Source organism: Psychrobacter sp. Sarcosine-3u-12 (assembly GCF_002836005.1).
Classification (GTDB): domain Bacteria; phylum Pseudomonadota; class Gammaproteobacteria; order Pseudomonadales; family Moraxellaceae; genus Psychrobacter; species Psychrobacter okhotskensis.
On record NZ_PJBY01000067.1, the window covers coordinates 15,761 to 41,336 of the forward strand.

Consider the following 25,576-nt stretch of genomic DNA (forward strand, 5'->3'; position numbering starts at 1 on the left):
TGTTCAACAGACCCTAGTGTCACAGGCTTATTATTGGTTATTTTAATGTGACTGACTGCCGCTTTACCAGCCATGACCATCTTTAAATAACGAGATTAAAAGCAATTTTTTTATGATTTTTCTCCCTTTATTCCTATACAATAATTTTGTGGTTAAGAAATACAGGAAGCCTGATATGTCGGGCAAAACGCTTAGCCAAGCCATGGTCAAAAAAAGAGATTTATTATTCTAATCATTTTATAATCAAGGAACCCTTATGCCTACTGATATCCGCCCAAAAACAGGTCAAGAAGCGCTCGAACTGCTAAAAGAAGGCAATACGCGCTACATGGATAGCCTCACCAACACTGATCCAATGATGCAAAGACGACCAGAACTGGTGAGTAATCAAGACCCGTTAGCCATCATTTTGGGTTGCTCCGATGCCCGAGTACCGGTCGAAATTGTATTTGATCAAGGCTTGGGTGATTTGTTTGTGATTCGGGTAGCAGGTAACGTGGTTGCGCCTTCGCAAATCGGTTCAGTAGAATTTGCCGCCGAAAAGTTCGGTACAAAGTTGGTCGTGGTCTTGGGACATTCGCATTGCGGCGCCGTCACTGCTTGTGTCGATGCACTGATCAACCCTGAGCAAAATTACTCGCCCAATTTACAGTCAATCGTCGATCGTATCCGCCCAAGCGTTTATAACTTACATGAGCTTGCTACTGCCAATGGGCAAGATGTCGATGCTGATGAATTGGTCAATCGCTCAATAAGTGCCAACGTGCGCATGTCGGTCAGCCAGCTTAAGCATGGTTCGCGGGCGCTAGAAGACTTGACCAACAGTGGTCAGTTATTGGTCGTTGGCGCAGAGTATGATTTAGAAACAGGGAAGGTACGGTTTTTAGATAGTTAGTCGTTATAAAGTTAATGGCTATTCTATTGTCAATATTATCAATAAAATAGCGCTAGCCTTACCTTTATTTTGGGTGAGGCTAGCGCGCTTGTGTTTAATAATTGAATATAACTATCCATATAGATTGACTGTATAGATTATAAGTTCTTACAAAATCCTATCATTAGTCCTGCCATTTTTTATTATGATGAGAGAGTTAAGCAAATCACAAATAGCGTGATTTGCTGATTTTTAACTTCCATAACTTGTCAACTATTAGGATAACTATGTCTACGTCAGCGTCCAATTCAACCAATAATAATGAAGCAACGATAGCGCAGCCAGCTAGCAGTGTAAATACCGCTGGCATTCAGCCCATCTCTGCACAGACTTCAGGCTTTACCTTTAACCACACCATGCTACGGGTAAAAGACCCTGTTAAATCATTGGAGTTTTATACTGGCGTGCTCGGTATGACGCTACTGGCAGTAAAAAAGTTCCCTGAGATGGAATTTGATTTATATTTCTTAGCCAAGCTGACTGACAGCGAGCGTGAGAATTTACCCGCCGGTGAAGATTTAGAAATCTTTGCCTTCCGTCAGCGCGGTATTTTAGAGTTGACCCATAATTATGGTACCGAGACTAAATCTGACTTTAGCTATCATGATGGTAATAGTGAGCCACAAGGTTTTGGACATATCTGCTTTAGCGTCCCGAACCTAGATGAAGCGGTGGCTTGGTTTGATAAAAATAATGTCGAATTCAAAAAACGTCCCGAAGATGGCAGCATGAAAAACATCGCCTTTATCAAAGACGTTGACGGCTATTGGATTGAGATCGTACAAGCCGATTTGATGGGCTAGTTTTTAGGACCTGACAAATAACAACGATTGTGTATCATTGAATTAAAAAGTTAACAAATCAAAGGAGTGACACCTGAATGCCTACCTCTGAGGCAGAAACCGCAGTAAGTAGTGAGACAGTTGCTGGATCGACAACGACAGATGCGTTGACGTATCAAAGCATCATCGATTCAGCGAATGGAATACTGATTGGCTTTGTTGAGCGTATACCGTATTTTGTGGCTTCGCTCATCGTTATCCTGATTTTTTGGTTTTTATCGATTGTCTTCAAAAAAATCGTTTATAAATTATTAGGTAGCCGCAGTCGTCATCAAAACTTAGTTAAAGTGTTTCAGCGGGTAGGCGGTGCACTGATTATCTTTATTGGTTTTATGATTGCCATGGTCATTGCCGTACCAGGATTTACACCTGCCAAGCTTATTGGTGCGCTCGGTATTGGTTCGGTCGCCATTGGTTTTGCTTTTAAGGATATTTTTCAAAACTTACTATCTGGTATTTTACTACTTATCTCAGAGCCATTTCGTATTGGCGATCAGATTGTTTCAGGCGAGTATGAAGGGACGGTTGAAGACATCAAAATCCGTGCGACCACCATCAAGACTTATGACGGTCGGCAAGTGGTTATTCCAAACTCGGATTTGTATACCTCAGCATTGACTGTGAATACCGCCTATAAGCAGCGCCGTCTACAAGTCGCCGTTGGTATTGGTTACGAAGATGATATCGAAGCAGCAAAGGCTGAAATTTTACGGGCGCTGGATAAAGTGGATAGTGTCTCTACTAAAGCCAATCCAAGCGTGATTGCGACAGGTTTTGGTGGCTCCTCAATCGATTTAATGGTGCGTTGGTTCATCGAAGATGGCACACAAGCGAATAAAGTCGCCTCTATTCACCAAGTAATCGTAGAGATTAAGAATGCCTTAGATGCGGCAGGGGTGAATATTCCTTTCCCCATACGTACGATCGATTTGAGTGATCCTTCTGTAAAAGCGATTGTAAATAAACTCAATGAGCAGGAACGTGTCAATCAATAAGAGGTACAGTCTGTAATACTGAGCCAACTTAATAAAAAGCCGCCCTATCATAGGGCGGCTTTTTAGCAGTCTGCTTATAACGTCATAACCAGTGGTTTAGTCTTTTTTGGCTCTAAAATCAGTGTGGCATGACTTACAGCTGGCGCCAACTTCTTTAAAGGCTGGTTGTATATCTTCCACTGTCGTGGCTGTCTGCGCGACTGTATTTAGATCAGCAGTGACTTTTTGGAAGTTATCTGCTTCAGCGCGGAACTCCTCAACATTGCTCCAGACGGCGTCAGTGGCATTACCAACGGCTTCTTGGTTTTCAAAATGACTCCAAGGCTTACTCGCATCTTCTGCTAAGAAAGCAGCTTGTTCTTTGAAGACCTCAGCATCGAAAGTATCTGGGGCTTTAACCATATCACCCATGATACCTGTCGCATCGCCCCAGCTTTTCATACTGTCTTGGCGGGCTTTGATATCAGGGTCAGCGGGACTGCTACAAGCGGTCAAACCTAGAGCTGCTGCCATTAGAGTGATGCCGAAGATAGATTTCAATGAGTGGTGGGCTTGAACCTTTGCCATGTATATTACTCCTTTAAATGTTATTAATAGTATTATAGTTGCTCCAATTTAAAAAAGTTACAGCGTTAACCTCGCTTGAAGTATTGCATATATATCGGCACTCAGTTGCCTTGTACCTCTTTTAAATTGGAGCAACTATAGAGTGGCCTGCAAATGCTGGCCTCAAATACTGATCTTAAATAAAATGCCGTTTCACTATATATATCACTATATATAGCAGTACTGTCAAAATAGCTACTATTGATAGGATTGTAGACAATTATAAAAGCTGAGTAGGGCTTACAGAATAAAGGCCAGCTCTATAAGCTGACCTTATTAAAGTGGCGTCACTTTTTATAAACTGAGACACTTGTTTATTATTATGCCAACAAGGACTATAAAGTCAACCATTCACGAGGTTTTAAATAAAAGTCAGTCAGCTCAAACTCAGGCGTTCCTGCGGCAGGTTCAAAGCGGTAATGCCAGCTGGCCAGTGGCGGCATACTGACTAAGATAGATTCAATGCGTCCGTTGCTTTGTAGTCCAAATAGCGTGCCTCGATCATATACAAGGTTATATTCGACATAGCGGCCACGACGATAGAGCTGGAATTCACGCTGCGCTTCGGTATAGGGCGTCTCTTTACGTGCCTCAAAAATGGGCAATATACCGTCAAGATAACCGTTGCCGACCGCCTGCATGAAGTTGAAGCAGGTGTCAAAGTCCCAGCCGCGACTCTCCGTATTGACATCATCATAAAACAGCCCGCCGATACCGCGTTGCTCATCACGATGACGCAAATGAAAATACTCATCGCACCATTGCTTAAAGTCAGGATAGACAGTATCGCCAAAGGGCGCACAGAGGTCATGACAGACTTGATGCCAATGGACACAGTCCGCTAGTACTGGATAAAAAGGTGTCAAATCAAAGCCACCGCCAAACCACCAAATGGGGTCTTCGCCCTCGGCTTCGGCGACGAACAAGCGTACATTGGCGTGGCTAGTAGGGACATTGGGGTTTTTGGGATGCACTACCAGCGACACGCCCATCGCTTGTGCTTTGCGACCTGCAATATCGGGGTGACGCGCGGTGGCGGAGGCGGGCAAGTTATGGACATGAATATGGCTAAACATGACCCCTGCTTTTTCAATCACCTCGCCATCTGCCAGCACGCATGAACGTCCACCGCCGCCCTCGGGGCGCTCCCAGTCATCAGGCACAAAGGTAGCGGGTTTAGTGTTGCTGCTGCCGTCACGCTCTTGTGCTTCTAAGGCTTGACAGATACGCGCTTGTAAATCGACCAAAAATTCACGCACACGCATGATGTCATTTTTGGTTGGGGTCGTTGAATCTGCTGCTGACAGATTTGGAGAATTATCACTATTTGAAGTACTCATAAAAATATCTATTTATTCAGGTGTAGGGCGGTATTGAAATCTTTGTCGAGTAGATGACCCATGCGATCACGCTTGGTAGCCAGATAGTCTGCATTCATGTCGTTGACGCCGACGACCAATGGTACGCGCTCCACGACGTTGATACCATGGCCAGTCAAGTAAGCGACCTTGTCTGGGTTGTTGGTAATGAGTCTCACCGCATCAACGCCCACATGGGCGAGCATCGGGCTGCACATATCATAAACGCGCGCGTCAGCAGGCAAGCCTAACATCAGATTGGCATCTAGGGTATCATGCCCTTGATCTTGCAGGGCATAGGCACGAATCTTGTTGGTCAGCCCAATGCCGCGACCCTCTTGGCGCAGGTATAAAATAGCGCCGCACCCAGTCTCTTGTATCGCTTGCATCGCGGTATTGAGCTGAGGGCCACAGTCGCATTTTAGTGAGCTAAAAGCATCGCCTGTCAAGCATTCAGAGTGGATGCGCACTAAGGGAATAGGTCGTTCTGCTAGCGCGTCATCCTTTTGCTGCAAGCCCGCGGCCTCTGTCTGTTGATCGACCACAGACAGACCGACAGTCAGCATTACATGCTCTTGACCGTCATCATTTTCAAATATATGAATATCAAACTCGCCGTGACGAGTCGGTAATGTGGCACTGGTAATAAATTGATATGACATTAATGTCCTACATGAGCCGATCATCGAGGCGGTAGCGGATTCTGACATAGCCATATTATTATGGTTAAGGTGTTATCAGTATAACCGGTTCGTGAAGGCAGTGTGTTTATTGTGCTTATTATAAAAACACACAAAGTTCACAGACGACGCACGATGATTAAAGCGACAATTAAAAAAAAATGCTATTATGCCATACTATTTTAACGGATACAGTGACAAGTCTTTGCCCTTACATTACTATGTCGTCACTAACGGCTGATATTGATGCCAGGCAATAAGGCATAATAGCAACGGTTGATGTCACAGCGTTAAGACTATCGTCGTCTATTATGGCGGCGTATTTATTGCTATGCGTGATTATATAGTTGCTAGCAGTAATTTTATAGTTAACGATATCAATATAGTCAATGACATCCATAATGGTGTCGTGATTATTGCTATTATTAACGTCACTCAGTTATTTATAGTCATAGTAATATTTTAAATAGACCCTTGTCAGCAGATTGGTAGGTATCGTACGGTTTATGCAGCAGTCACCTCATTCCCCACAGTCTCAGTCAGTATCCGCGTCAGCCATTGAGTCTGCTGCTAAGCTATCCAGTCTGCAACAGACGTATGCAGTGATTCCGCGTGCGCGTCCCCAAACGCCGCTACTTGATGCGATCAATACGCCTACTGACCTAAAAGCACTCACTACCGCGCAGCTGATAACCTTGGCTGATGAACTGCGGCTTTTTTTGCTGTATTCAGCCGGTCAGAGTGGTGGACATTTTGGTGCCAATTTAGGGGTGGTTGAGCTGACGATTGCGCTGCATTATCTCTTAGATGCGCCGCAAGATCAGATTGTTTGGGACGTCGGTCACCAAGCCTATGCGCACAAAGTTCTGACAGGTCGCCGCGATAAGCTCGGAACGATTCGCTCCAAAGACGGTTTGACGGCTTTCCCTGAGCGGGCTGAGTCGACTTACGATACCTTTGGTGTTGGGCATTCATCGACCTCTATCTCAGCTGGTCTTGGCATGAGTCTAGCGCTGCGTTACCAAGGTCGCGCGCAAACCGTGGCTTGTATTATTGGTGATGGTGCTATGACCGGCGGCATGGCGTTTGAAGCCATGAATGACGCCGTGCAACAAGATGCCGATCTGCTCGTTATTTTAAATGACAACGATATGTCGATATCCTGCTCTATCGGTGGCTTTTCCCGGCATTTAGCGATGCTATGGGAGTCAGGCTATCAAGTTGATATCTCTGATACTGGCGAGCCTGTGCTGTGTCACCGTCCTGATATGCAGGCCTTTGACCGCCGCAAACGCCATACAGAGCAGCGTGAAGTGCCGCAGTTAGAAGACAATCTATTTAAAGCGATTGGCTTTACCTATTTTGGCCCCTTTGATGGTCATAATATCCCCGAGCTGTTACGAGTATTGTCGCTTGCCAAGCAAGTAAAGGGTCCGGTCTTAGTCCATATTTATACCACTAAAGGTAAGGGCTTTGCGCCAGCAGAATTAGATCCAGTCGGCTACCATGCTATCAGTAAATTGCCTGATGAAGTGAAACCTACAGAACATAAAGCTGCAGCAACCAATACTCAAAAAGCTGATATTCCAGAAACTAACCGTCCAAAAACTAGGCCTGCCTTAAAGTACTCACAAGTATTTGGTCAGTTTCTATGTGACAAAGCAGCGGCAGACGATAAGTTACTGGCAATTACTCCAGCAATGGAAGAAGGCTCGGGGATGATCGACTTTGCTCGTCATTTCCCCGAGCGCTTTTTCGATGTCGCTATCGCTGAGCAACACGCCGTAACGCTGGCCGCTGGTATGGCGACCCAAGGCGTTAAACCTATTGTCGCGATTTATTCGACATTCTTGCAGCGTGGTTACGATCAGCTAATTCATGATGTCGCTTTGCAAGACCTCGATGTGACGTTTGCTATCGATCGCGCGGGTCTGGTCGGTGAAGACGGCGCTACTCATGCTGGCGTGTTTGATTTTGCCTTTTTACGCTGCGTGCCCAATATACTGGTTGCCGCGCCAAAAGATGAAAATGAATGCTACCATTTGCTTAATACTTGTTATGAGTACCAAGGATGTACAGCCGTACGCTATCCACGCGGCGTCGGTACTGGGGCTACTATTACTCAGCCAGCGCAAACTTACAACATCGGCGAGGCAGTGGTAGAGTCGGTATTAGGTAGTGCTGATGCCCCTAAAAAACTGGCATTATTGGCATTTGGTACGATGGTTGCGACGGCTCAGCAAGCGGCAGAAAGTCTTATTAATGATAATATAGAATCAGACTGTCAGATACATGTCGTCAATATGCGCTGGGTAAAACCGTTAGATACTCAATTGCTCGAAACCTTAATTGAGCAAGGTATTAGTCATATAGCCACTTTAGAAGAACATATGATAATGGGCGGCGCGGGTAGTGCGGTCAATGAGTATTTGCTGAACGAATCTGCTGCTTTTAAAGCCAATCGTCCAGCTGTCTCTAATATTGGCATCTCTGATCGCTTTATCGCCCACGGCTCTCAAGTCGAGCAATGGGCTGACTGTGGTTTAGACGCTGATGGTGTGGTCAGTCAACTGCAAACGTTATTGTCGTAATTTTATATCGCGGAAATGGATTTATAAAAAGCTTTAAAGGTTACTGTTTTAATTATAAAGATCGAAAAAAGATAATCATATAACCAACAGATATAACGCCTGCTTAGCCGTGGGTGCTGACTTTTTTACAACTTGCGCAGTTTGTGACGACCATTAAAATAGTGGTTGGCTTAGTGAACGTGAAGGTTTTTTCGTCTCTATCGAACAATTTTAGTATAATGCGGTTATTGTTTTTAAAGGCTGGATTTTTAAAAACGACGTCTTTTTGATCGCATAGCAGTCGTGTGATGCGGCGGCTGATTGGTATGTTGTGAGCACAGATTTAGTATTATTTTTGACAGTTATTCATCAAGTAAATGTTTTATTCATTCATCAAGCAAATAGGTTATTTATGGAACCCATGGTCGTCATCGCAGCGCGTACTGCTGAAAAAGTTGGTAAAGAGATTTTATATGCGCATCAAAACCGCCACAAAATTGAATTAGATATCGAGTCGAAAGGGCTTGATGGATTGGTCACGCGTATTGATCGCTTTAGCGAAGAGCTGACCATTGAAACCCTAAAAGCCAGCTATCCAAATCACTCGTACCTGGGTGAAGAGTTTGGTATGCAAGAAGGTCGCGGCGAAGATGCTGACTGGTGCTGGATTATCGATCCGCTAGATGGCACCAAAAACTTCGTTCATGGCGTGCCGCAGTTTTGTGTGTCTATCGCGGTACAGCATAAAGGCGTGACTCAACATGGCGTTGTCTATGATCCTGTCCGTGATGAGATGTTCTCTGCTAGCCGTGGTAAAGGCGCACGCTTGAACAATCGCCGTATGCAAGTGAGCGAGCGCAAAACGATTGATGGTGGTTTATTTACTACTGGTCATCCGCTTGAGCGCAAACGCAATGGTGAAGTTGTCTCTTATGCCAAAGAGCATTTTGAAAGCCTGCTAAAAATCTCGGAGTCTGGTGGCCAGATTCGCCGTTTAGGCTCTGCTGCGCTTGATTTGTGTTATGTAGCAGCTGGTCGTTTTGATGGCTACTTTGAGATGTCTATCAAGCCTTGGGATATTGCGGCCGGTGAGCTTATCGTGACCGAAGCACGTGGTGTGGTCGTCGATCATACAGGCGCTCACAACTCGATGACCTCAGGCTCTATCTTTGCTTGTAACATCAAATTATTAAAGCCGTTGATGCAGGTGGTTGTCCCAACATGGGGCGACGCAGTCTAGTCAGTTAACGACGAGCTAGTGATGGTATGAGATTGCTCAAATGATGAGTAATTAATACTGTTTTGCTAGTGCATGTTCTAGGGCTAGTCTTCGAGTTTTTAGCAATAAAAAAGCTGGCACCATAATGGTGCCAGCTTTTTTATTGCGTCATGTTTTACTGCTTAAACGTTTTACTACTTAAACGCTTTATTAACTGGCCGCTACAGTCTTGGCGTCACTAATACCTTCTAATAAACTCAGCTCATCTTCGAGCAACCCTAGCATATCTTGCAGATGCGGTAGCAGTTTGCTACAAGCAGTGATACAAAATTCAATTTTATCTTGATAGCTAGAAAGCGTGATATTCAGCGCTTGACCATCGACGATGATTGAGGCTGGGTATAGCGCTTTTAGCGGTGCACCATTCCAATATAGCGGCTTTTTGGAGCCCGGCACATTAGAGATAATAAGGTTAAATGCCTGCTTCCTTGGGAATAAACCTGTCAGCACATTGATGCCTTCCCATGCATAGGCAATGGCGCTGTAGTTGATAACTTGCGCTTTATTCATCCGTCTAAAACGACGCTTACCACTATTCACACTCTTATAAATCAATTGTAAACGCTTGGCTGGGTCGTCTAAGTGCGTGCCCAAATTGGCCATCAAAAATGAGATTTGATTGCCTGAGGCGCTCTCATCACAGCGTAATGACATGGGCACGAAGGCAATTAACGGCTTGGTCGGCAGGGCATTCATAGAGAGCAAGTAGCGACGTAATGCCCCCGAACAAACAGCGAGCACCACATCATTGACGTTAACCTCAAACGCATCAGCGATAGTACGAAAGCGCTGAATGTCATAAGATTGAGCGGCAATGCGCCGCGAGGCTGAGATACGCTGATTAAGAATACTCATTGGCGCATCAAAGGTGCCGACGTAATCTTCATCACCGTTATGCTTAAAGTTATCGATCAGCTCGGTAAAGACCGGCTTGATGGTAGACAGTTGCTCTTTTACGATACTGCGCACTGAGCGTCCAGCGGGTAATAACTTATCCACTGACTTACGGTGACGCGCTATCAGCGACCATATGGGCAAACTGACAGGTTCAGTCGGCGATTGCGACAAGGACTTTTCGACCAGACGCATGGCAGCAACACCATCGACCAACGAATGATGGATTTTGAAATACAACGCAAAACGTTCAGGGCTACCCTCGGACTCAGGCAAGATACCCTCTATCACGTGACATTCCCACAATGGCATGGCGCGGTCTAGCAATCGGCTATGCTCTTTGGAGATGTACATCAACAGCTCACGGACACGTCCGGGGTTGGGCAGCGCTACATGACGAAAGTGATGTTCGACATCGAATTGATCATCTTCCTTCCAAAACAGCAGTCTTTCGAGCACTTGGTTAAAGGGAAAGCTCGGTGGTACTGTGGCATTTTGCATTTGCTGCACCAGCTTGTAGACGAAGTCACCGTTCGCATTTTGTCCATCTTGTGGTAATTCAAATAAGAACAAGCCCCCCACGTGCATGGGCTGTTTACGCGACTCAAGAAGTAAGAACAACTGGTCAACAGCGGTGAGAAGTCGCATAATAAATCCTTTTATGGCGATAAGTTATCAGTAAAAATTATGGAGTCTACCCACTATAAAGCTGCTACAGCGTTAATCAAGTGCAAACCATACGAGGGTATCGCTTGCACTTGGTTTTTTTGTATCGACCTTTACTGTGGGCTGACCGTCATTAATAAGTGGCTATTTGGCTGACGACTAAAACAATGCTTTTAAAGTATCATAGCTCCAGTGTCATCGCACCGAGTAGCATTACATTACATTGCCTCTATCTTATTATTTTATAACTGGCTTTTCATCAAAAATATATATTAAAAAGTGATGACAGCCAGTCAATAGCTACTGGAAAAAATAGCCCGTTTGTGGCGAGCTGGCAGTCGCCATTTTGCGCATCGGCATACGACCAGCTAAGAAAGCCTGACGTCCTGCCCAGACAGCATGTTTCATCGCATGAGCCATCATCACGGGGTCTTTGGCATTGGCAATCGCTGAGTTCATCAATACGCCATCGCAGCCCAGCTCCATGGCAATCGCGGCATCAGAAGCCGTACCGACACCAGCATCAACTAGCACTGGCACTTTGGCATTTTCAACAATGAGGCTAAGGGTGTGGCGATTGAGCAAACCAAGACCTGAGCCAATCAAGCTACCAAGCGGCATAATTGCCACGCAGCCCATGCTTTCAAGCTCTTGTGCAACAATTGGATCGTCTGAGGTATATACCATGACCTCAAAACCATCATCAATCAGTACTTTTGCTGCTTTTAAGGTTTCCATGATATTGGGATAAAGGGTTTTTTCATCACCCAAGACTTCCAGCTTAACCAGATTATGTCCACCCAATAATTCGCGAGCCAGCTTGCAAGTCCGTACCGCAGTTTCGGCGTCAAAACAGCCGGCAGTATTGGGCAAAATAGTGTATTTATCAGGGGAGATTACATCAAGCAAATTGGGCTCATCGCTATTCTGACCGATATTGGTGCGACGAATGGCGACCGTGACAATTTCTGCTTCTGAGGCGCCAATGGCAGCCCCTGTCTCGGTCATGTCTTTATATTTGCCAGTACCGACCAACAGCCGCGACGAAAACGTACGGCTACCGACAGTGAAGGTGTCTTGGGAAAGTGGTATAGGGTTGGTAGTAGTGGGAGCCTGTGACATAACTGAAAATCCTAATAGCGAGCGTGCAAGGTTGACAGAAAAATTAACGTTAATGATATGAGCGTTAAAGAAGCGAGCGTTAATCACTAGTTATTGATTAGCCGTTAACTCATCGCTGGTAATTACTGACTACTGGTAATTACTAACTAACTGACTAATAGTAACGCATTGTCAGCAAAATAAGAAATCACATGATAGTCTTATTGAGTATAAAGTGGTCAGCAAATACGCCAGCCACATAAAATGCTACTCGCCCAAAACAAAATGCTATTATAACAAACTCATGCGCGCTTACTTGCAGTCTTTTTGGGTTTAGTTAATGAAGTGCGCCATGCCTTTTTGAGGCATGAAAAGGCTTTTATTTCTGCCGTTATATCTATTTATCAGGTCGTCTATATGATGCAACTGCCGTACAGTTTTGCCAAACGCCATCAACTCTTGGCCATTCTTGCTATTGATCCTGAGCTGCCAGCGACTTTAGTGCTGACCAAAGCCACGCCGTTATCAGCGATTAATGAGGCGGTGCGCTTTTTACAGCAGCAAGGCATACGCGGTGTGCCGACTTACGAGAGCATCAGTGCCGATGACTTTGAAAGACGTATGAACGCCGCTTATGCAGGCAATACGGGCGAATCACAGCACATCGCCGCTGGGCTTGAAGATCATCCCGATCTCGATAGTTTAGCAGATAGCGTGCCTGAGACTGAAGACTTGATGGATCAGCAAGACGATGCGCCAATTATTCGGCTGATTAATGCGCTGTTGTCCGAAGCGATTCGCCTTAGCGCTTCAGATATCCATATTGAAACCTTTGAAAAACGTCTGGTCGTGCGCTTTCGCGTCGATGGCGAGTTAAAAGAAATTATTACCCCAAAACGCCAGTTGGCACCATTATTGGTCTCACGTATTAAAGTCATGGCCAAGCTTGATATCGCGGAGAAGCGCGTACCGCAAGATGGGCGTATCAGCTTGCGCTTAGCAGGGCGAGAAGTAGATGTGCGGGTATCGACCTTACCATCGAGCTTTGGTGAGCGCGTGGTCATGCGTTTATTAGACAAGCAAGCGGGTCGCCTCAACATGACCTATTTGGGACTGTCTGATAACGACTACACCGAGCTAAAGCGTTTGATTCATCGTCCGCATGGCATTATTTTGGTGACAGGACCGACAGGTTCGGGTAAAACCACCACGCTATACTCAGCATTGACGGATCTCAATGACCAAACTCGTAATATCTTGACCGCCGAAGATCCGATTGAGTTTCAGCTCGATGGTATTGGGCAGACGCAAGTCAATAATAAGGTCGATATGACCTTTGCCAAGAGTCTGCGCGCGATGTTGCGTCAGGATCCAGACGTGGTGATGGTCGGTGAGATTCGCGATTTAGAAACCGCTGAGATTGCGGTACAGGCATCGTTGACAGGACATTTGGTATTATCAACCTTGCATACCAATACCGCCATCGGTGCGGTGACGCGCTTGCAAGATATGGGCGTAGAGCCATTTTTATTATCCTCATCACTCATCGGTGTGGTCGCCCAGCGTTTGGTACGTACGCTATGCACGCATTGCCATACGTGGCAGCCTGCTGATAGCGAACAAGCCAAATTATTTACTGAAATTGGTATAGGGTTACATGCTGAAAGTTTAATAGCACAGACGATTAACTTACCCAAACCCGTTGGCTGTGATAAATGTAATAATTCAGGCTTTAAAGGGCGTACCGCGATATATGAAGTCGTTCCCGTTGATGATACTTTGCGGCGGATGATTCATAGCAATACGGCGGAGTACGAGCTAGAAGAGTACGCCCGCCAGCAGACACCATCGATACGTGCTGATGGGTTGCGTAAAGTTATCGCAGGAAGGACAACATTGGAAGAAGTATTGCGAGTGACCAAAGAAAGCGCACTCACTGACGATATGATTGTATAAAGCGTGATTGTATAAAGCAGAACGGTTATTGAGTCAACGTCAGGTCAATTGACTCAATAACCGTGTAACGAAAAAAGCCAGTTTGGCTTACTTTTAATAGCGCTACTATTTTGCAGCAGTGCATTCAACTTCAACGCTAGCACCCGCCGCTAACTCTGCAACACCAAAGGCGGAGCGTACAGGGTAGGGCTTAGCCAATTCAGCTTTATAGACTTTATTAAAATCATCAAAATCGTCCATGTCGGTCAGCATCGCCATACATTTGACGATGTCTGACTTTTGATAGCCGTATTTTAACAAGGTTTCATTGATATTATCTAAGGCTTGTTTGGTTTCGGCTTTGATACCGCCTTTGACCAATTTGCCATCTTTAAAACCGATTTGCCCAGACATGTATAAAGTGTCGTCGACGCGTACCGCTTCTGAAAATGGATAGTTGCCGCCATCACCCAAAAAGACAGGGCTAGATTTAGTCATGGTTGAGTTATTGGTTGCGGGTGCTGCATTGGCGCTAACGGCAAATCCTAATGAGCACGCAGCCACTAAGAGCGCCTTGGATAAATTGGCAGTAAGTTTATGAGTATATGTGGACATCGCTGTCTCCTTATTATAATACCAAACCTAAAAATTATGATTAGCCTTGTCAAACGCGTTTAGTCTACGGTAAGTAGTACTTTCAGCCGTTTTACTCGCTACTTTCATTTTTGTGTGTGAATGGTATAAGTTTATGGATTAAAAGTGCGCTATAAAAAAAGTCGTTAATAGCGCAGTCGTTGTTATGTCTGTTATTACGTTATCATTTGCTTTCGATTTTATCATCGTTTTCGGTTGTAACGCCGTCTGTTGCAGCAGTCTCAGTCTCGAATTTGGACTTATTATTTTGTCCTTGACGGCGTGCTTCTAACTCTGATTTTGGCACCCAAGCCCAGAGCATTTCAACGACGATAGGGTCACGCTCACTATCAGACTCGCGGTCATGAATCACGCAAGGAATAACCATTTCACCTTTTGGCGTGTTCAAAATGTCCAAGCGTTGCTCATCAGACAAGGTCGCCACTGCAGCCACTTGACCTTTTTTGATTGGGCGATAGAAATTCACCGAATACGATTTAATCAATAATACGCGGTCAGAAGGTAGGTTTAGACCTAAAATAAAGCCAGTCGCGGTTTCAGCCAGTAGGGTAATGGCAACGGCGTGGATAGAGCCGATATGGTTTTGCACCGCTTTGCTATTATTTAAGCTGACCACGACTTGGTTGGGGTCGACCGTTTCATAATAGACGCCCGTTGTGCCGACATAAGGTACAACCTTGCCAAACGCTTTGGATAAAATAGTAGAGCGTGCACCAGCGGGTAAATATTTTGTCACTGATAAGAGTTTGGTAAATTGATTGTTCACAGGCTTTAGGGTGCTCTTGGGCTTTTCGACTGGCGATTTTGTGCTGTCAGATACGGTAGCTGGCAATTTATTGCTCAGCTTGCTAGGGAGTTTTTTTAATAATCCTGACATACAAAAATCCTTCTTTAGATGGGTTAAGTAAAATTTCTAGCATGATACATTGTTCATTATAGTTTCAAATGTAGTGCATGTTATCGTAGCCGCTATGGCGACTATGGTACCTCAACCTAGATGTGGCTACTATTATTAGCATGAACTGCTGCGCTTATTAAATGGCAGTAACGTAACCATAGCATTAGCATTGATTGGGCGTTATGAGAGATCATAAGATATTTTTAGACGAAGTTATTTGCTAGATTAAGTGGCTAGCGATGTTGAGTGCAAAATAACCATGACTTGATAGTGGTATTTTAGCACGCGTTATTTATCATTTTTTATTTCCATTGTGATTGCCGGAAGAAGTTATGCCTGAGATGTCTATTCATGAGCCAACCAATATCATTTATACCGGCGTCGCTGGTACTGGTAAAACCTACCAATTGCTCCAAATTGCTCAGCAATATACCGACTATTTACCGAGAGCGAACGATGCTGATTTGCTGGCACAGCTATTACAAACGTTAAGCTGGCGTGATGTGGTATGTTTGATATTTTTAGATTTTCACTCTGAAAAACAAGATCTTATAAAAGTACCTGAGATTGTCAGTCATGAATTTTTCGTTGCCAAAGCTGCCCAAAATGCGCGTGAGAAGAACTTAAGTAATACGGCATGGTCGGTGCTGCAAATGCACAGTCCTAGCAGCTCAAAAACCGTGACGTATAAAAACCGTGCTAGCCAAGCTTACTTTGATAAAGACAATAGCGGCGCTTGGTACTTGCTACCCGAAAGTATGGATTTATTAAGCAACTTAGCGCAGCAATTGGCAGAGTTTCAGCAAGCGCAGCGTGACAATACCGCAAGCCAATACCAAGCTTTTAGCGAGCAGCGTTTTAGTATGGTCAGTTTTCACCAAGCCTATGGTTATGAAGAGTTTGTTGAAGGTATTCGACCCGTTATGGCAGCTTCTGGTCATGTCAGTCACCGTTCTGAGACGGGTAATAGTCAAGCACAGATGAGCTATGCCATTCAAGATGGGGCGTTCCTCAAGCTTTGTCAGCGTGCTGCGCGTGACCCAAAACGGCGTTATGCCATGCTGATTGATGAGATCAACCGAGCCAACGTCTCACGGGTATTTGGTGAGCTACTGAGCCTGATTGAAGCTGATAAGCGCGCTGGTATGGCAAACGCTATGAGCGTAAATTTGGCCTATTCTGGTCGTGCGTTTAGTGTGCCAGCCAATGTCGATATCTACGCCACGATGAATACCCAAGACCATTCTTTAGCGCCACTAGACATGGCTTTGCGTCGGCGCTTTCGTTTCATTGATTGTCCGCCTAAGCCCGAACTGTTACCCATTATCAGCGCTTTTGGCAACGCCAAGCAAAGCCTAGAAGATACGCAAACAGCAGGAGTTATAGATTTGGCCAAATTACTCACAGGTTTAAACAAGCGCATAACCCAAGCATTGGGGGCGGAGGCGCAATTGGGTCATGCGTTTTTGTTCAACGTAAAGAGTTTGGCGCAGCTACAAACTGTATTGGTGGAGCAAATTATTCCGCAATTGGCGCAAGCGGCTGGCGGGCAAGTGGCTATTTTGCAGTATGTGTTTAGAGATGAGCCGCAGCCGATGAAGGCACAGTTCATTCAAGATAGCCAAGCGCAGATTAGTGATCATGTGGATGACGAGATAAATCATCAAACGAATGACGTGCGACCCAATCCATTATTTAACGGTCATAATGCCTTTTTAGGACAATCGATTAACACTGGTAGCTATCGGATTAATGCCGATCTTATCGAAAGAACAGGCGAGTTCGCCACTCTATCCGTCTACCAGCGTTTATATTGATAAGGTTGCTAGCTAGTGACGAGTAGAGTAATACAGTCTGAGAGTAAAGCGATAGGTAGCAACGCTAACAGTATCGATATTGCTAATAGCGCCAGAATAAAAGCGCTCGATGCTAATATTATGACGGTATTTGAGCATCAACGCTTAATGGCGCACGATTTCTGGCAAGCGTCTGACTTTCATTGGTTGATGGCGCAAGAGTTTGCTGTATTTACTATTAAACGAAAACAGGGACAATGGCAACTCAAGGTCGGGCATTATATCGGTATCGTATTGTTACCGAGCGGTATGACGCTTGAGATATTACCCAAATTAATTGCCTCAGCATCTACCAGTCGCCCGCAGCAGCAGTCCTTTGAGCCCCATCAAAACAGCGATAGCGATATTGGACAAATCCGTCAATGGGTACAAAACATGCTGTCTGATTTGATCAATAGCAGTAATCAACGTAACGGTAAATCAGCCAATACAAAAAGCTTGGGTCAATTTAACTCGCAGGTAACACCGCTGCCGTTAGCTGCACCATCGCTATCAGATTGGCTCGCTCGCCAGTTTTTACAGCGCTTGGCGCATTATCAACCGACCCAGCATTACCAAGCTCAGGTGGATAATCAGGCAACGCTACAAGGTCGGCTACTTATCAAAGAGCAACTGCGCCGCAATAGTGTACAACCGCATAAGTTTGTCTGTGAGCGCAGCGTGCTCAGTCAAGACATGCTGAGCAATCGTTTGATTAAAAGCGCGCTGGTATGGCTGGCACCGCTCCTGCAAACAGCCATGCCACCCAAGTCCATACAGCTCTGGCAACAAGTGCGGGCGCTTAATTACCATGAGCGGCAGCGCCTAGAGTCGGTATATCAGCAAGCAAAGCGCCAGCTAGCACTACAACCGTTGAGTCAGCTACAAGCACAGGCCGCGCAGCAATTGTTAGAGTTGGCTTACTGGCTATTGCAGCGCTCAGATATACAAACCGGCAACGGTATCGCTGCCAGCCTATCCTCTCAACCTCTATCGCGACCACGCTTGTGTCTATTGATGGATATGAATCAAGCTTTTGAGCAATGGGCAAGCCTACGTATCGCCTCGATGTTTGAGCAACTAAATAAAAATTATCAGGCACTGCATCAAGCACAAAGCGTGTGGCTAAATGATGCAGAAGGACAGACGTGCCTGTCTATCCGTCCGGATTTACTTATTTATCAGACCCCAAATGATGATATTCGTGAGGAGAAAAATGCTAGAAAACATCCCTATGACGATAACCAGAGCATGGCTAGCGCAAAAGAGACGCGTAACTACAGCCATGTAATCGATATAAAGTGGAAGCATCTGAGCCATTCAGGTGCGCTCAGTGCCAGCGATGCCTATCAGTTGACCAGCTATGCGCAAGCGTATCAAGCAGGGCAGGTGTGGTTGGTCTATTCTGTACAAGGTAACGTCAGACAACCTGTAGCGCTCAGACAACAGATTCATGGAAGTGGTGACGCTAATAGCCACAACTCAAATTCTGCAAAGCTGTGGCTTATGCCTTTTGATGTGCTGAGTGGCACGCTGAATGGTGAACTACCACAAGAGTTATAGACGCTGTAATTACTTCGGTTCATAAGCAAACATTCCCACCGAAAAATGGCTCTCCAAGATAATTTTAATATAATTTGGCTAATTTATAAAATATTCGAAAATAGGTGTTGACACAATCACCTTTACCCCTTAATATGTGCACCTCGATAGCGAGGAACATTAAGCAGTTAGCGGCATTGCCAATAACCAATTAATCAACTTAACTATCGTGATAATAGAAAATTTCGGAGTGTGGCGCAGTTTGGTAGCGCATCTGGTTTGGGACCAGAGGGTCGTAGGTTCGAATCCTATCACTCCGACCATCTATTTTAAGAGCCTTACAGGCTTTTTTTTATGTATAATGATATTGTTTTGATGCTATAAGTTTTTGCTATTATAAACAAATCAAGATGTATAAAAGTCCTCTAAGAGCGCCTGTAGCTCAGCTGGATAGAGCATCTCCCTTCTAAGGAGGTGGCCGCAGGTTCGAATCCTGCCAGGCGCACCATTTAGCCTGCAAATCTTGCCTTCCTTGGCAATAGTTATGGCGGTTGTAGCTCAGTTGGTAGAGCCCCGGGTTGTGATCTCGGTTGTCGTGGGTTCGAGTCCCATCAGTCGCCCCATTTTATTTAGTATAATTTTCTACATAACTTTTATACCCACTAATTGCCCTCGTTGGCATTTTTTTTCGTCTGCGTTTTTTATATTTGTGCTTTTTATATCTGAACTTCCTATCTCTGTACTTTCTACCTTTGCATTTTATTCCTTCTATCTCTTCAATTTTTTCCACTGCTCTGACTGTTTTTTGCCGGTTAGACAATCTTATTTTGTTCCTTGTTTTTTACGCACGCACTGTTGGCTTCTTTAGTTGCCAACGGACTTGTTAGGCGCTAAATTTCTTACCAGTGTTTTATGAGCGCTACAGTGAGTGAAAAATAATATCAAACCATTACGCACTGCTGATATCTATTTTCCTTGCTTGCTTGCTGTGCCTGCGCAGACAAAGATTACAAAAAGTTGATATCAGCAATAGCGTCGCGTTTTTAGGATATTTTATGAGTACAGTTAGTTTTGATTAGGGCTTAACTTTTATTTAGTTATAACTCCCTACTGCTTTTGGGGTAAAATATTAATTATTAAGTAAATATAAATCGTTAATTAAGAGTTTCGCATGATAATGTGGGGGTCATTACGAGGATTTGGCTCATTTAGAGTTATTTACAGTCATTAAGCGCTGTCAATGTTGCCAATATTAGCGTTCTTTACAGAGGCTATAAAAAATCGTATTGTTAAAAATTAGCGTTCGATATGTGTTTAGCGTACGTATAACTTTAATCGCAGTCCACAATAAGTGATTTTTCTTGTGTAATATCTCTTAGGTGGTTTATTTTGCAGGGTTAGGTTCAACTGCCATAGATTATTGAGGAAGTTATTGATGGACGCACTGAGTGTATTGCTACAAAATGTGCATTTGTTTGAGACAAAATACTATCGTTTAAATGGTGCTGGTAACTGGTCGTATTCGCTTACCAGAAAAGACACTATTCTGTTTTATTTGGTGATGTCAGGCAGCTTTTGTATCGATGTGGGCAACGGCTTACGAGAGGCACATGCTGGCGACATCATCATGGTTCCCAATGCCTATCAACACGTCAGTTATGCGCTGAATCATCATGGTGATGATGCCAAGCCGTTGGATGAGCTGCTCACTAACTGCAAAGATAATACGCTTGATCTCACCAGCAATGGCGATGCGAAGTCGTCTTTGATACTGATTGAGTGCAAATACGACAAAGAGATGGTTCGTCCTTTATTATCGGTATTGCCACCGATATTGCCTGAGATTAATAATGACACCGATGGGCGATTTGAGGTTATTGATGTAGAGATTAAGCTGTTAACCTTAGAGTCTAAGCATGAGCGTATGGGCAAAACGGCGGTGATCAACCATTGGGCGAGTATTATGATGATTGAGTGTTTGCGCGTTTATATCGAAAGCATCCCCGAGGTCACAGACAATTGGCTAAAGGCAATGAAAGATCCGTTTTTGACCAAAGCGCTAGCAGCGATGCACGATGAACCGAGCAAAAACTGGACGATTTTGACGCTTGCGGAAGTCGCTGGAATGTCGCGTTCCAGCTTTGCGCAGCGTTTTAAAGACACCATTGGTATGCCACCATTGACCTATCTAATCGATTATCGCTTGCGCCTAGCAGCCCGTTATTTGCGCTTGCAGCAAAACAGTATCAGCCGTATTAGTGAGCTGGTCGGTTATGCGTCGGACTCGACCTTTAGCCAAGCTTTTAAGCGCGTCTATGGGGTATCGCCAAAAGCCTATCGTCAGCAGTACCAAAGACAGCTATTGGCTTAGTATCTTGCAATGTGTTGATTGTTAAGACAAAGCGTTAAGGTTAACGATTCGACCTTAACGTTTTTTTTGTCTTATGCCTACTTGGTTATTCAGTATTGTTGTTCAACAAGCAAACTTAAATGGCGTTATTTGATTGAGGCTATTTTGCTGCGGTACAGCTGACAATGTGTTTAGGTTCAGGTACTATGGAGTCATGAGTTGCCTAAGTGCGACCACTTGTTTTTAGCGCGTTATATTTTACTGTTTGGCATTGATATGTGGCGCGCCAAGCGATGTTTATTTTTGAAGCTGATGGTGTGTTATGACTGAACCGACCGCAAAACCAACGACAAAATCCAATAGCCAACAAGGCATCTCTACGTCTATCGAAAATAATAGCAGTATTAATAAAGACGATGTCGAAAACAATCAGCCTCTGTCAGAAGATAAGCCAAAAAATAGTGAAGAGACTTTGCCTGATAAAGCGGCGCTGCTCGCGTTATTTACCTTACCCGCTTCAGAAGAGGTTAGGAACGACAATATAGCAATTGAAAATCCAGAGACTGAAAGCACAAGGACAGAAAGCGCAGAGACCGAAAAAAAGGCTGCTAGCGAAACCAATACTGCTGCGCAGCGTGTGGCACTCTATCGCGCCCAGCACGAGCGCACACGACTACTATATATGGCTTCTACCGCCACGCGTCCCACTTATCTAGTACAAACGCTAAAAGCACAATTCGCCGAATATCAACAATATCTGCTTGCCCAGCAGCTTGATAAGCGCGGTCTAATGGATACTGATGCCATTGAGCGCCTTTGGCAGCAGCTGCATGTGGTCGACGATATTATCGCGGATATCGTGCGTCATATGCCGGCTCAGCAGCCAGCGGGTTGGCAACTGACCACTCAGGATGGTCATAATCCGCTACGTCTCGCGACGGTTGGTAAGCTTAAACATGACAAGCCTATCTTAGATCAAGCCAGTCTCAATAGTTACGTTCTTGGTCACTTTGGGGTCAGTAGTTTTACCTATGATCGCAGTTACTATATTGGCCATGTGGTCGGCTATTTATTCAGTTGTTATTTTTGCGCGCATCTGTCTATTAGCTATAGCGTGACAGCGCTCGGGCAAGAGGTCGTTGCCGATTATGATTATGCCAGTCTTGAGACCCCGCATATGGTGCGTCTGCTACAAGGCTTAGACGGTTATTGTAAAAAGCGCATTTATCAATTGGCAGTTATTTGCGCGCGGCTCAGTGTTTTTGCCAGTGACAAACGTATCGAGAGAATGTTGATCGCTGAAGTGAATGATTTTGATAAAAAATTGCAGCAACAGCATCTCGATGTTTTATTATTGCAAGGGCTAATGCCTGATAGTAATGACTCGACGCCACTCTTTTAAGTTACTTTTCATCTAAGTAATCCGTTATCGAAGCAAGCCATTATCTAAGAAATTTATTGTTCAAGCACTGATTCAACCTTTTTTTGACTACCTTAGGATATCCGCTGCTATGCCCGCTTATCATTATAAAGCGCTCGACGACCACGGCGGTGTCCAAAAAGGCTTACTCGAAGGCGATTCTGCGCGGCAAGTACGCCAGCAGCTGCGTGATAAGCAGTGGACGCCCGTTGAAGTCAGTGCGGTCAATGACCGACAAAGCCAACATAAAAGCCGTTATAAAAAACCGTCGGCTTATGAGTTGGCATTGCTCACCCGTCAACTATCAGTATTACTCGCGGCTGGTATTCCTTTAGAGGAAACGCTGGCTGCTGTTGCTAAACAATCCCCAAAAACCCATATCAAATCCTTGATGCTCGCCGTGCGCTCACACGTGTTAGAGGGTCTAAGCCTCGCGCGTGCCTTGCAACAAGCGGCCAGTTTTCCACCGCTATATATTGCTACCATTGCAGCGGGGGAGAAGTCAGGTCACTTAGATTTGATCCTGAATCAGTTGGCTGATTACACCGAAAACCGCTTTGCGCTACAAAAGAAAATCCAAGGGGCGATGGTCTATCCGATTGTACTGATGGTCATGGCGGTCGGGGTCATCATGGGCTTGATGAGCTTCGTCGTGCCTAAAATTGTCAAAGTATTTGAGCAGTCAGAGCAGGCGCTACCGCTGATTACCCAAATTGTACTTAGCCTATCGAACCTCATTACCCAGTGGTGGTGGCTCATGCTGCTAGTATTATCAGGAACGGCTTTCTTATTTTATCGCTTTGCCCAGACGCAAGCAGGTAAGCTGACGATAGATAGTATCGTGCTAAGACTGCCGATATTGGCGCGGCTATCGAAGGGGCTTAATGCCGCGCGTTTTGCCAGTACTCTTGCGATATTGGTGCGCTCAGGCGTACCACTGATTGAGGCGCTGCATATTGGCGCAGCCGTTGCGACCAACTTACATATTCAAAAAACCATTATCACTGCTGCCGATAGAGTGACAGAAGGCTCAAGCTTATCCAGTCAATTAGAAAAATCCTCATACTTTCCGCCGATGATGGTACAGATGATCAAAAGTGGCGAGAACTCAGGCGAGCTTGAAAATATGCTCAGCCGTGCGGCCAACATGCAAGAAGCGGAAGCCACCAACTTTATCAGTACCTTGCTATCATTACTTGAGCCTTTGATGTTGGTTTTCATGGGCGTGATAGTGATGATTATTGTGATGGCAGTCATGCTACCGATTGTGAATATGAATGATTTGGCGGGCTAGCTAGGGTCTGTTAAACATTCAAATATTGGGACTGCTGATCCCTAAAGTTGCCCTAAACCTTTTATCAAATCAGGCGTAAACCGACGATAATGTCGAGACCTTAGCTAGGTTTACAACAACGTTTGAGGTGATTTTAGTATCAGCCCCAAGTATACAAGCAGGGGCAGGGCTATTTTTTGCCAATACATGGCGAAATTGTCTAACCTAGAACGACTAGGCGTCAAAAATTTCACTGCGTATTGTCTAAAAAATAGCCACTGCCAGTACCACATTTGAATGTTTAACAGACCCTAGGGCGTGTCCTCAATTCAACCGATAGTAATCTAAATGGGCTAAAAATTGTTAAATCTTGCCAAACGTCGTCAAATAGCTAGGTAATATCTCGATATTGTCTGCACTATTTTCCTTGTTTGACTGCAATTTACCTCATTTTTATCACCATTTTTAAAATGAGGACACGCCCTAATATCTTTCTAAAACTTACGCCAGCTTTCTTAAGATTTACTTACTGTTGCCTATTGTTGAAGCGCTGCCGTCTCTGCTTTTGTAACATTAGACATTAGACATTAGACATTAGACATTAGGCATTAGGCTATAGTAAGTGACATTTAACAGTCATATTCAATAAGTCACATCTAAGCAGATATCATGTCTTTTAATGCTAACTAAAATTTGTCTTAAATTTGTCGCTGTTTTTTAATACTGCTTAAAACTTGTCACTGTCTCTTACGGTAAATTAGCAACGTCTATATTGATAATCTACTTGCAGAGCTGGATAAAAATAAAATCATGGTCTATAGTGATAATCGTCTTAAAATTAATCAATACGACTTGACCACCATTTTACGGTTTATACTATCTTGATACTAAAAGCGATGATAAAAGCGATGACTATGATTGACAATATTCAAATAAAGACAATGCCACAACCTGCGAAAAGCCAAGCCAATAATTATTCAGATACAATTAATGATAAGACGCCATTGTCGGAGCAGCGCCGTCCGTCAAAGGCGTATCAGCAGTCAGGGTTCACCCTTATTGAAATCATGGTCGTCATTGTAATCTTGGCGATTTTGGCTGGTTTAGTTGTGCCAAAAGTGGTCGGGCAAAGTGATAAAGCCCGCGTTAAAACCACTGAGACCGCATTAGCGACCGTCTCAAATGCTTTGGATATGTATAAGGTGGATAACTCGCGCTATCCGACCACCGCGCAAGGTCTAGATGCTCTTACTACTCCGCCTGCCGATGCCAAAAACTATCCTGACGGTGGCTATATTAAAGGTGGCTATCCGACTGATGGTTGGGAAAACGAGATGCAATATGTTGCACCCGGTAACGAAGGTCGCCCTTATGACTTGTTTTCGTTAGGGGCAGACGGTCAGCAGGGCGGCGAAGGTCAAGATGCGGATATTTATGCCAAGCTATAGAATCATTTGACGCTATTAATGAGTGCTGCATATCAATCAATAAGGTGTTATTGGTTGATATTTTTTATTCATAGAGCAGATGCTTTGTTCTACAGTCAAAATATCCTAAAAACGCGACGGTATTGCTGATATCAATTTTTTGTAGGCTTTGTCTGCGCAGGCACAGCAAGCAATATTGATGTCAGCAGTGAGTGATGTATTGATATTACTTTTCACTCAATATAGGTGCGTCTCTACATTTAGCTTTAAGAGCATTAATCGTAGCGTTAGGTGTTTGGCATATAATGAGCACACTA

At 44.6% G+C, this 25,576-nt stretch carries 19 protein-coding genes and 3 tRNA genes; 15 read left to right on the forward strand and 7 right to left on the reverse strand.

Going from position 1 to position 25,576, the window contains the following annotated elements; genetic code table 11:
- Positions 1-256: 256 nt before the first annotated feature.
- The 3 genes from CXF65_RS01270 (at position 257) to CXF65_RS01280 (ending at position 2,771) form a co-directional block, all read left to right on the forward strand.
- Positions 257-895: a carbonic anhydrase gene (locus tag CXF65_RS01270; RefSeq protein WP_025651940.1), complete on the forward strand. Its 639-nt coding sequence runs from the start codon at positions 257-259 to the stop codon at positions 893-895.
- A 395-nt stretch (positions 896-1,290) separates the two neighbouring features.
- Complete coding sequence (gloA, locus tag CXF65_RS01275) at positions 1,291-1,737, forward strand: lactoylglutathione lyase (protein WP_413772490.1); 447 nt, start codon at positions 1,291-1,293, stop codon at positions 1,735-1,737.
- A 77-nt stretch (positions 1,738-1,814) separates the two neighbouring features.
- On the forward strand, positions 1,815-2,771 hold the full coding sequence (locus tag CXF65_RS01280) for a mechanosensitive ion channel family protein (protein ID WP_101210746.1): 957 nt from the start codon (positions 1,815-1,817) through the stop codon (positions 2,769-2,771).
- Between the two features lie 96 nt (positions 2,772-2,867).
- Here the strand turns inward: CXF65_RS01280 and CXF65_RS01285 are convergent, their stop codons facing one another.
- The 3 genes from CXF65_RS01285 to ribA form a co-directional block, all read right to left on the reverse strand.
- On the reverse strand, positions 2,868-3,338 hold the full coding sequence (locus tag CXF65_RS01285) for a c-type cytochrome (protein WP_101210747.1): 471 nt from the start codon (positions 3,336-3,338) through the stop codon (positions 2,868-2,870).
- Between the two features lie 374 nt (positions 3,339-3,712).
- The gene (gene hemF / locus CXF65_RS01290) at positions 3,713-4,717 is read right to left on the reverse strand and encodes an oxygen-dependent coproporphyrinogen oxidase (protein WP_101210748.1); all 1,005 of its coding nucleotides are present in this window, start codon (positions 4,715-4,717) and stop codon (positions 3,713-3,715) included.
- Positions 4,718-4,725: 8 nt separating this feature from the next.
- The gene (gene ribA / locus CXF65_RS01295) at positions 4,726-5,397 is read right to left on the reverse strand and encodes a GTP cyclohydrolase II (protein WP_025651754.1); all 672 of its coding nucleotides are present in this window, start codon (positions 5,395-5,397) and stop codon (positions 4,726-4,728) included.
- A gap of 524 nt (positions 5,398-5,921) precedes the next feature.
- Between ribA and dxs the strand changes: the two genes are divergently transcribed.
- Positions 5,922-8,006: a 1-deoxy-D-xylulose-5-phosphate synthase gene (gene dxs / locus CXF65_RS01300; RefSeq protein WP_101210749.1), complete on the forward strand. Its 2,085-nt coding sequence runs from the start codon at positions 5,922-5,924 to the stop codon at positions 8,004-8,006.
- Between the two features lie 391 nt (positions 8,007-8,397).
- On the forward strand, positions 8,398-9,225 hold the full coding sequence (locus CXF65_RS01305; protein WP_025651750.1) for an inositol monophosphatase family protein: 828 nt from the start codon (positions 8,398-8,400) through the stop codon (positions 9,223-9,225).
- 189 nt (positions 9,226-9,414) lie between these two features.
- Here the strand turns inward: CXF65_RS01305 and CXF65_RS01310 are convergent, their stop codons facing one another.
- Together CXF65_RS01310 and CXF65_RS01315 are read right to left on the reverse strand one after the other, a co-directional pair.
- Positions 9,415-10,806 (reverse strand): WS/DGAT/MGAT family O-acyltransferase, encoded by a 1,392-nt coding sequence (locus CXF65_RS01310; protein WP_101210750.1) that lies wholly within the window; start codon positions 10,804-10,806, stop codon positions 9,415-9,417.
- Positions 10,807-11,124: 318 nt separating this feature from the next.
- Complete coding sequence (locus CXF65_RS01315; RefSeq protein WP_101210751.1) at positions 11,125-11,946, reverse strand: thiazole synthase; 822 nt, start codon at positions 11,944-11,946, stop codon at positions 11,125-11,127.
- 396 nt (positions 11,947-12,342) lie between these two features.
- On the opposite strand from CXF65_RS01315, the gene gspE reads away from it, so the two are divergent.
- Entirely contained in the window at positions 12,343-13,881 is a 1,539-nt protein-coding gene (gene gspE, locus CXF65_RS01320) for a type II secretion system ATPase GspE (RefSeq protein ID WP_037025520.1), read from the forward strand.
- Positions 13,882-13,986: 105 nt separating this feature from the next.
- On the opposite strand, the gene CXF65_RS01325 is transcribed toward gspE, so the two are convergent.
- Together CXF65_RS01325 and CXF65_RS01330 are read right to left on the reverse strand one after the other, a co-directional pair.
- Positions 13,987-14,475 (reverse strand): RidA family protein, encoded by a 489-nt coding sequence (locus CXF65_RS01325; protein WP_101210752.1) that lies wholly within the window; start codon positions 14,473-14,475, stop codon positions 13,987-13,989.
- A 202-nt stretch (positions 14,476-14,677) separates the two neighbouring features.
- On the reverse strand, positions 14,678-15,391 hold the full coding sequence (locus CXF65_RS01330) for a DUF4442 domain-containing protein (protein WP_025651745.1): 714 nt from the start codon (positions 15,389-15,391) through the stop codon (positions 14,678-14,680).
- A gap of 353 nt (positions 15,392-15,744) precedes the next feature.
- Between CXF65_RS01330 and CXF65_RS01335 the strand changes: the two genes are divergently transcribed.
- From CXF65_RS01335 to gspG, 9 genes are all read left to right on the forward strand, one after another.
- Positions 15,745-17,229 (forward strand): McrB family protein, encoded by a 1,485-nt coding sequence (locus CXF65_RS01335; protein ID WP_101210753.1) that lies wholly within the window; start codon positions 15,745-15,747, stop codon positions 17,227-17,229.
- 15 nt (positions 17,230-17,244) lie between these two features.
- The gene (locus CXF65_RS01340) at positions 17,245-18,810 is read left to right on the forward strand and encodes an McrC family protein (protein ID WP_227523174.1); all 1,566 of its coding nucleotides are present in this window, start codon (positions 17,245-17,247) and stop codon (positions 18,808-18,810) included.
- Positions 18,811-19,035: 225 nt separating this feature from the next.
- Positions 19,036-19,112: transfer RNA gene (locus tag CXF65_RS01345), tRNA-Pro, on the forward strand.
- A gap of 108 nt (positions 19,113-19,220) precedes the next feature.
- Positions 19,221-19,297, forward strand: a tRNA-Arg gene (locus CXF65_RS01350).
- Positions 19,298-19,336: 39 nt separating this feature from the next.
- Positions 19,337-19,412, forward strand: a tRNA-His gene (locus CXF65_RS01355).
- An 812-nt stretch (positions 19,413-20,224) separates the two neighbouring features.
- Positions 20,225-21,160, forward strand: coding sequence for a helix-turn-helix domain-containing protein (locus CXF65_RS01365; RefSeq protein ID WP_101210755.1), 936 nt, complete (start codon positions 20,225-20,227; stop codon positions 21,158-21,160).
- A gap of 301 nt (positions 21,161-21,461) precedes the next feature.
- The gene (locus CXF65_RS01370) at positions 21,462-22,541 is read left to right on the forward strand and encodes a hypothetical protein (RefSeq protein WP_025651741.1); all 1,080 of its coding nucleotides are present in this window, start codon (positions 21,462-21,464) and stop codon (positions 22,539-22,541) included.
- A gap of 109 nt (positions 22,542-22,650) precedes the next feature.
- The gene (gene gspF, locus CXF65_RS01375) at positions 22,651-23,853 is read left to right on the forward strand and encodes a type II secretion system inner membrane protein GspF (RefSeq protein ID WP_101210756.1); all 1,203 of its coding nucleotides are present in this window, start codon (positions 22,651-22,653) and stop codon (positions 23,851-23,853) included.
- An 887-nt stretch (positions 23,854-24,740) separates the two neighbouring features.
- The gene (gspG, locus tag CXF65_RS01380; protein ID WP_101210757.1) at positions 24,741-25,280 is read left to right on the forward strand and encodes a type II secretion system major pseudopilin GspG; all 540 of its coding nucleotides are present in this window, start codon (positions 24,741-24,743) and stop codon (positions 25,278-25,280) included.
- Positions 25,281-25,576 lie beyond the last annotated feature (296 nt).

What these genes read in the sequence shown, in the direction of transcription:
- CXF65_RS01270 (WP_025651940.1), top strand. Translation starts at nt 257, where the DNA reads ATGCCTACTGATATCCGCCCAAAAACAGGTCAAGAAGCGCTCGAACTG.
- gloA (WP_413772490.1), top strand. Translation starts at nt 1,291, where the DNA reads ATGCTACGGGTAAAAGACCCTGTTAAATCATTGGAGTTTTATACTGGC.
- CXF65_RS01280 (WP_101210746.1), top strand. Translation starts at nt 1,815, where the DNA reads ATGCCTACCTCTGAGGCAGAAACCGCAGTAAGTAGTGAGACAGTTGCT.
- CXF65_RS01285 (WP_101210747.1), bottom strand. Translation starts at nt 3,338, where the DNA reads ATGGCAAAGGTTCAAGCCCACCACTCATTGAAATCTATCTTCGGCATC.
- hemF (WP_101210748.1), bottom strand. Translation starts at nt 4,717, where the DNA reads ATGAGTACTTCAAATAGTGATAATTCTCCAAATCTGTCAGCAGCAGAT.
- ribA (WP_025651754.1), bottom strand. Translation starts at nt 5,397, where the DNA reads ATGTCATATCAATTTATTACCAGTGCCACATTACCGACTCGTCACGGC.
- dxs (WP_101210749.1), top strand. Translation starts at nt 5,922, where the DNA reads ATGCAGCAGTCACCTCATTCCCCACAGTCTCAGTCAGTATCCGCGTCA.
- CXF65_RS01305 (WP_025651750.1), top strand. Translation starts at nt 8,398, where the DNA reads ATGGAACCCATGGTCGTCATCGCAGCGCGTACTGCTGAAAAAGTTGGT.
- CXF65_RS01310 (WP_101210750.1), bottom strand. Translation starts at nt 10,806, where the DNA reads ATGCGACTTCTCACCGCTGTTGACCAGTTGTTCTTACTTCTTGAGTCG.
- CXF65_RS01315 (WP_101210751.1), bottom strand. Translation starts at nt 11,946, where the DNA reads ATGTCACAGGCTCCCACTACTACCAACCCTATACCACTTTCCCAAGAC.
- gspE (WP_037025520.1), top strand. Translation starts at nt 12,343, where the DNA reads ATGATGCAACTGCCGTACAGTTTTGCCAAACGCCATCAACTCTTGGCC.
- CXF65_RS01325 (WP_101210752.1), bottom strand. Translation starts at nt 14,475, where the DNA reads ATGTCCACATATACTCATAAACTTACTGCCAATTTATCCAAGGCGCTC.
- CXF65_RS01330 (WP_025651745.1), bottom strand. Translation starts at nt 15,391, where the DNA reads ATGTCAGGATTATTAAAAAAACTCCCTAGCAAGCTGAGCAATAAATTG.
- CXF65_RS01335 (WP_101210753.1), top strand. Translation starts at nt 15,745, where the DNA reads ATGCCTGAGATGTCTATTCATGAGCCAACCAATATCATTTATACCGGC.
- CXF65_RS01365 (WP_101210755.1), top strand. Translation starts at nt 20,225, where the DNA reads ATGGACGCACTGAGTGTATTGCTACAAAATGTGCATTTGTTTGAGACA.
- CXF65_RS01370 (WP_025651741.1), top strand. Translation starts at nt 21,462, where the DNA reads ATGACTGAACCGACCGCAAAACCAACGACAAAATCCAATAGCCAACAA.
- gspF (WP_101210756.1), top strand. Translation starts at nt 22,651, where the DNA reads ATGCCCGCTTATCATTATAAAGCGCTCGACGACCACGGCGGTGTCCAA.
- gspG (WP_101210757.1), top strand. Translation starts at nt 24,741, where the DNA reads ATGACTATGATTGACAATATTCAAATAAAGACAATGCCACAACCTGCG.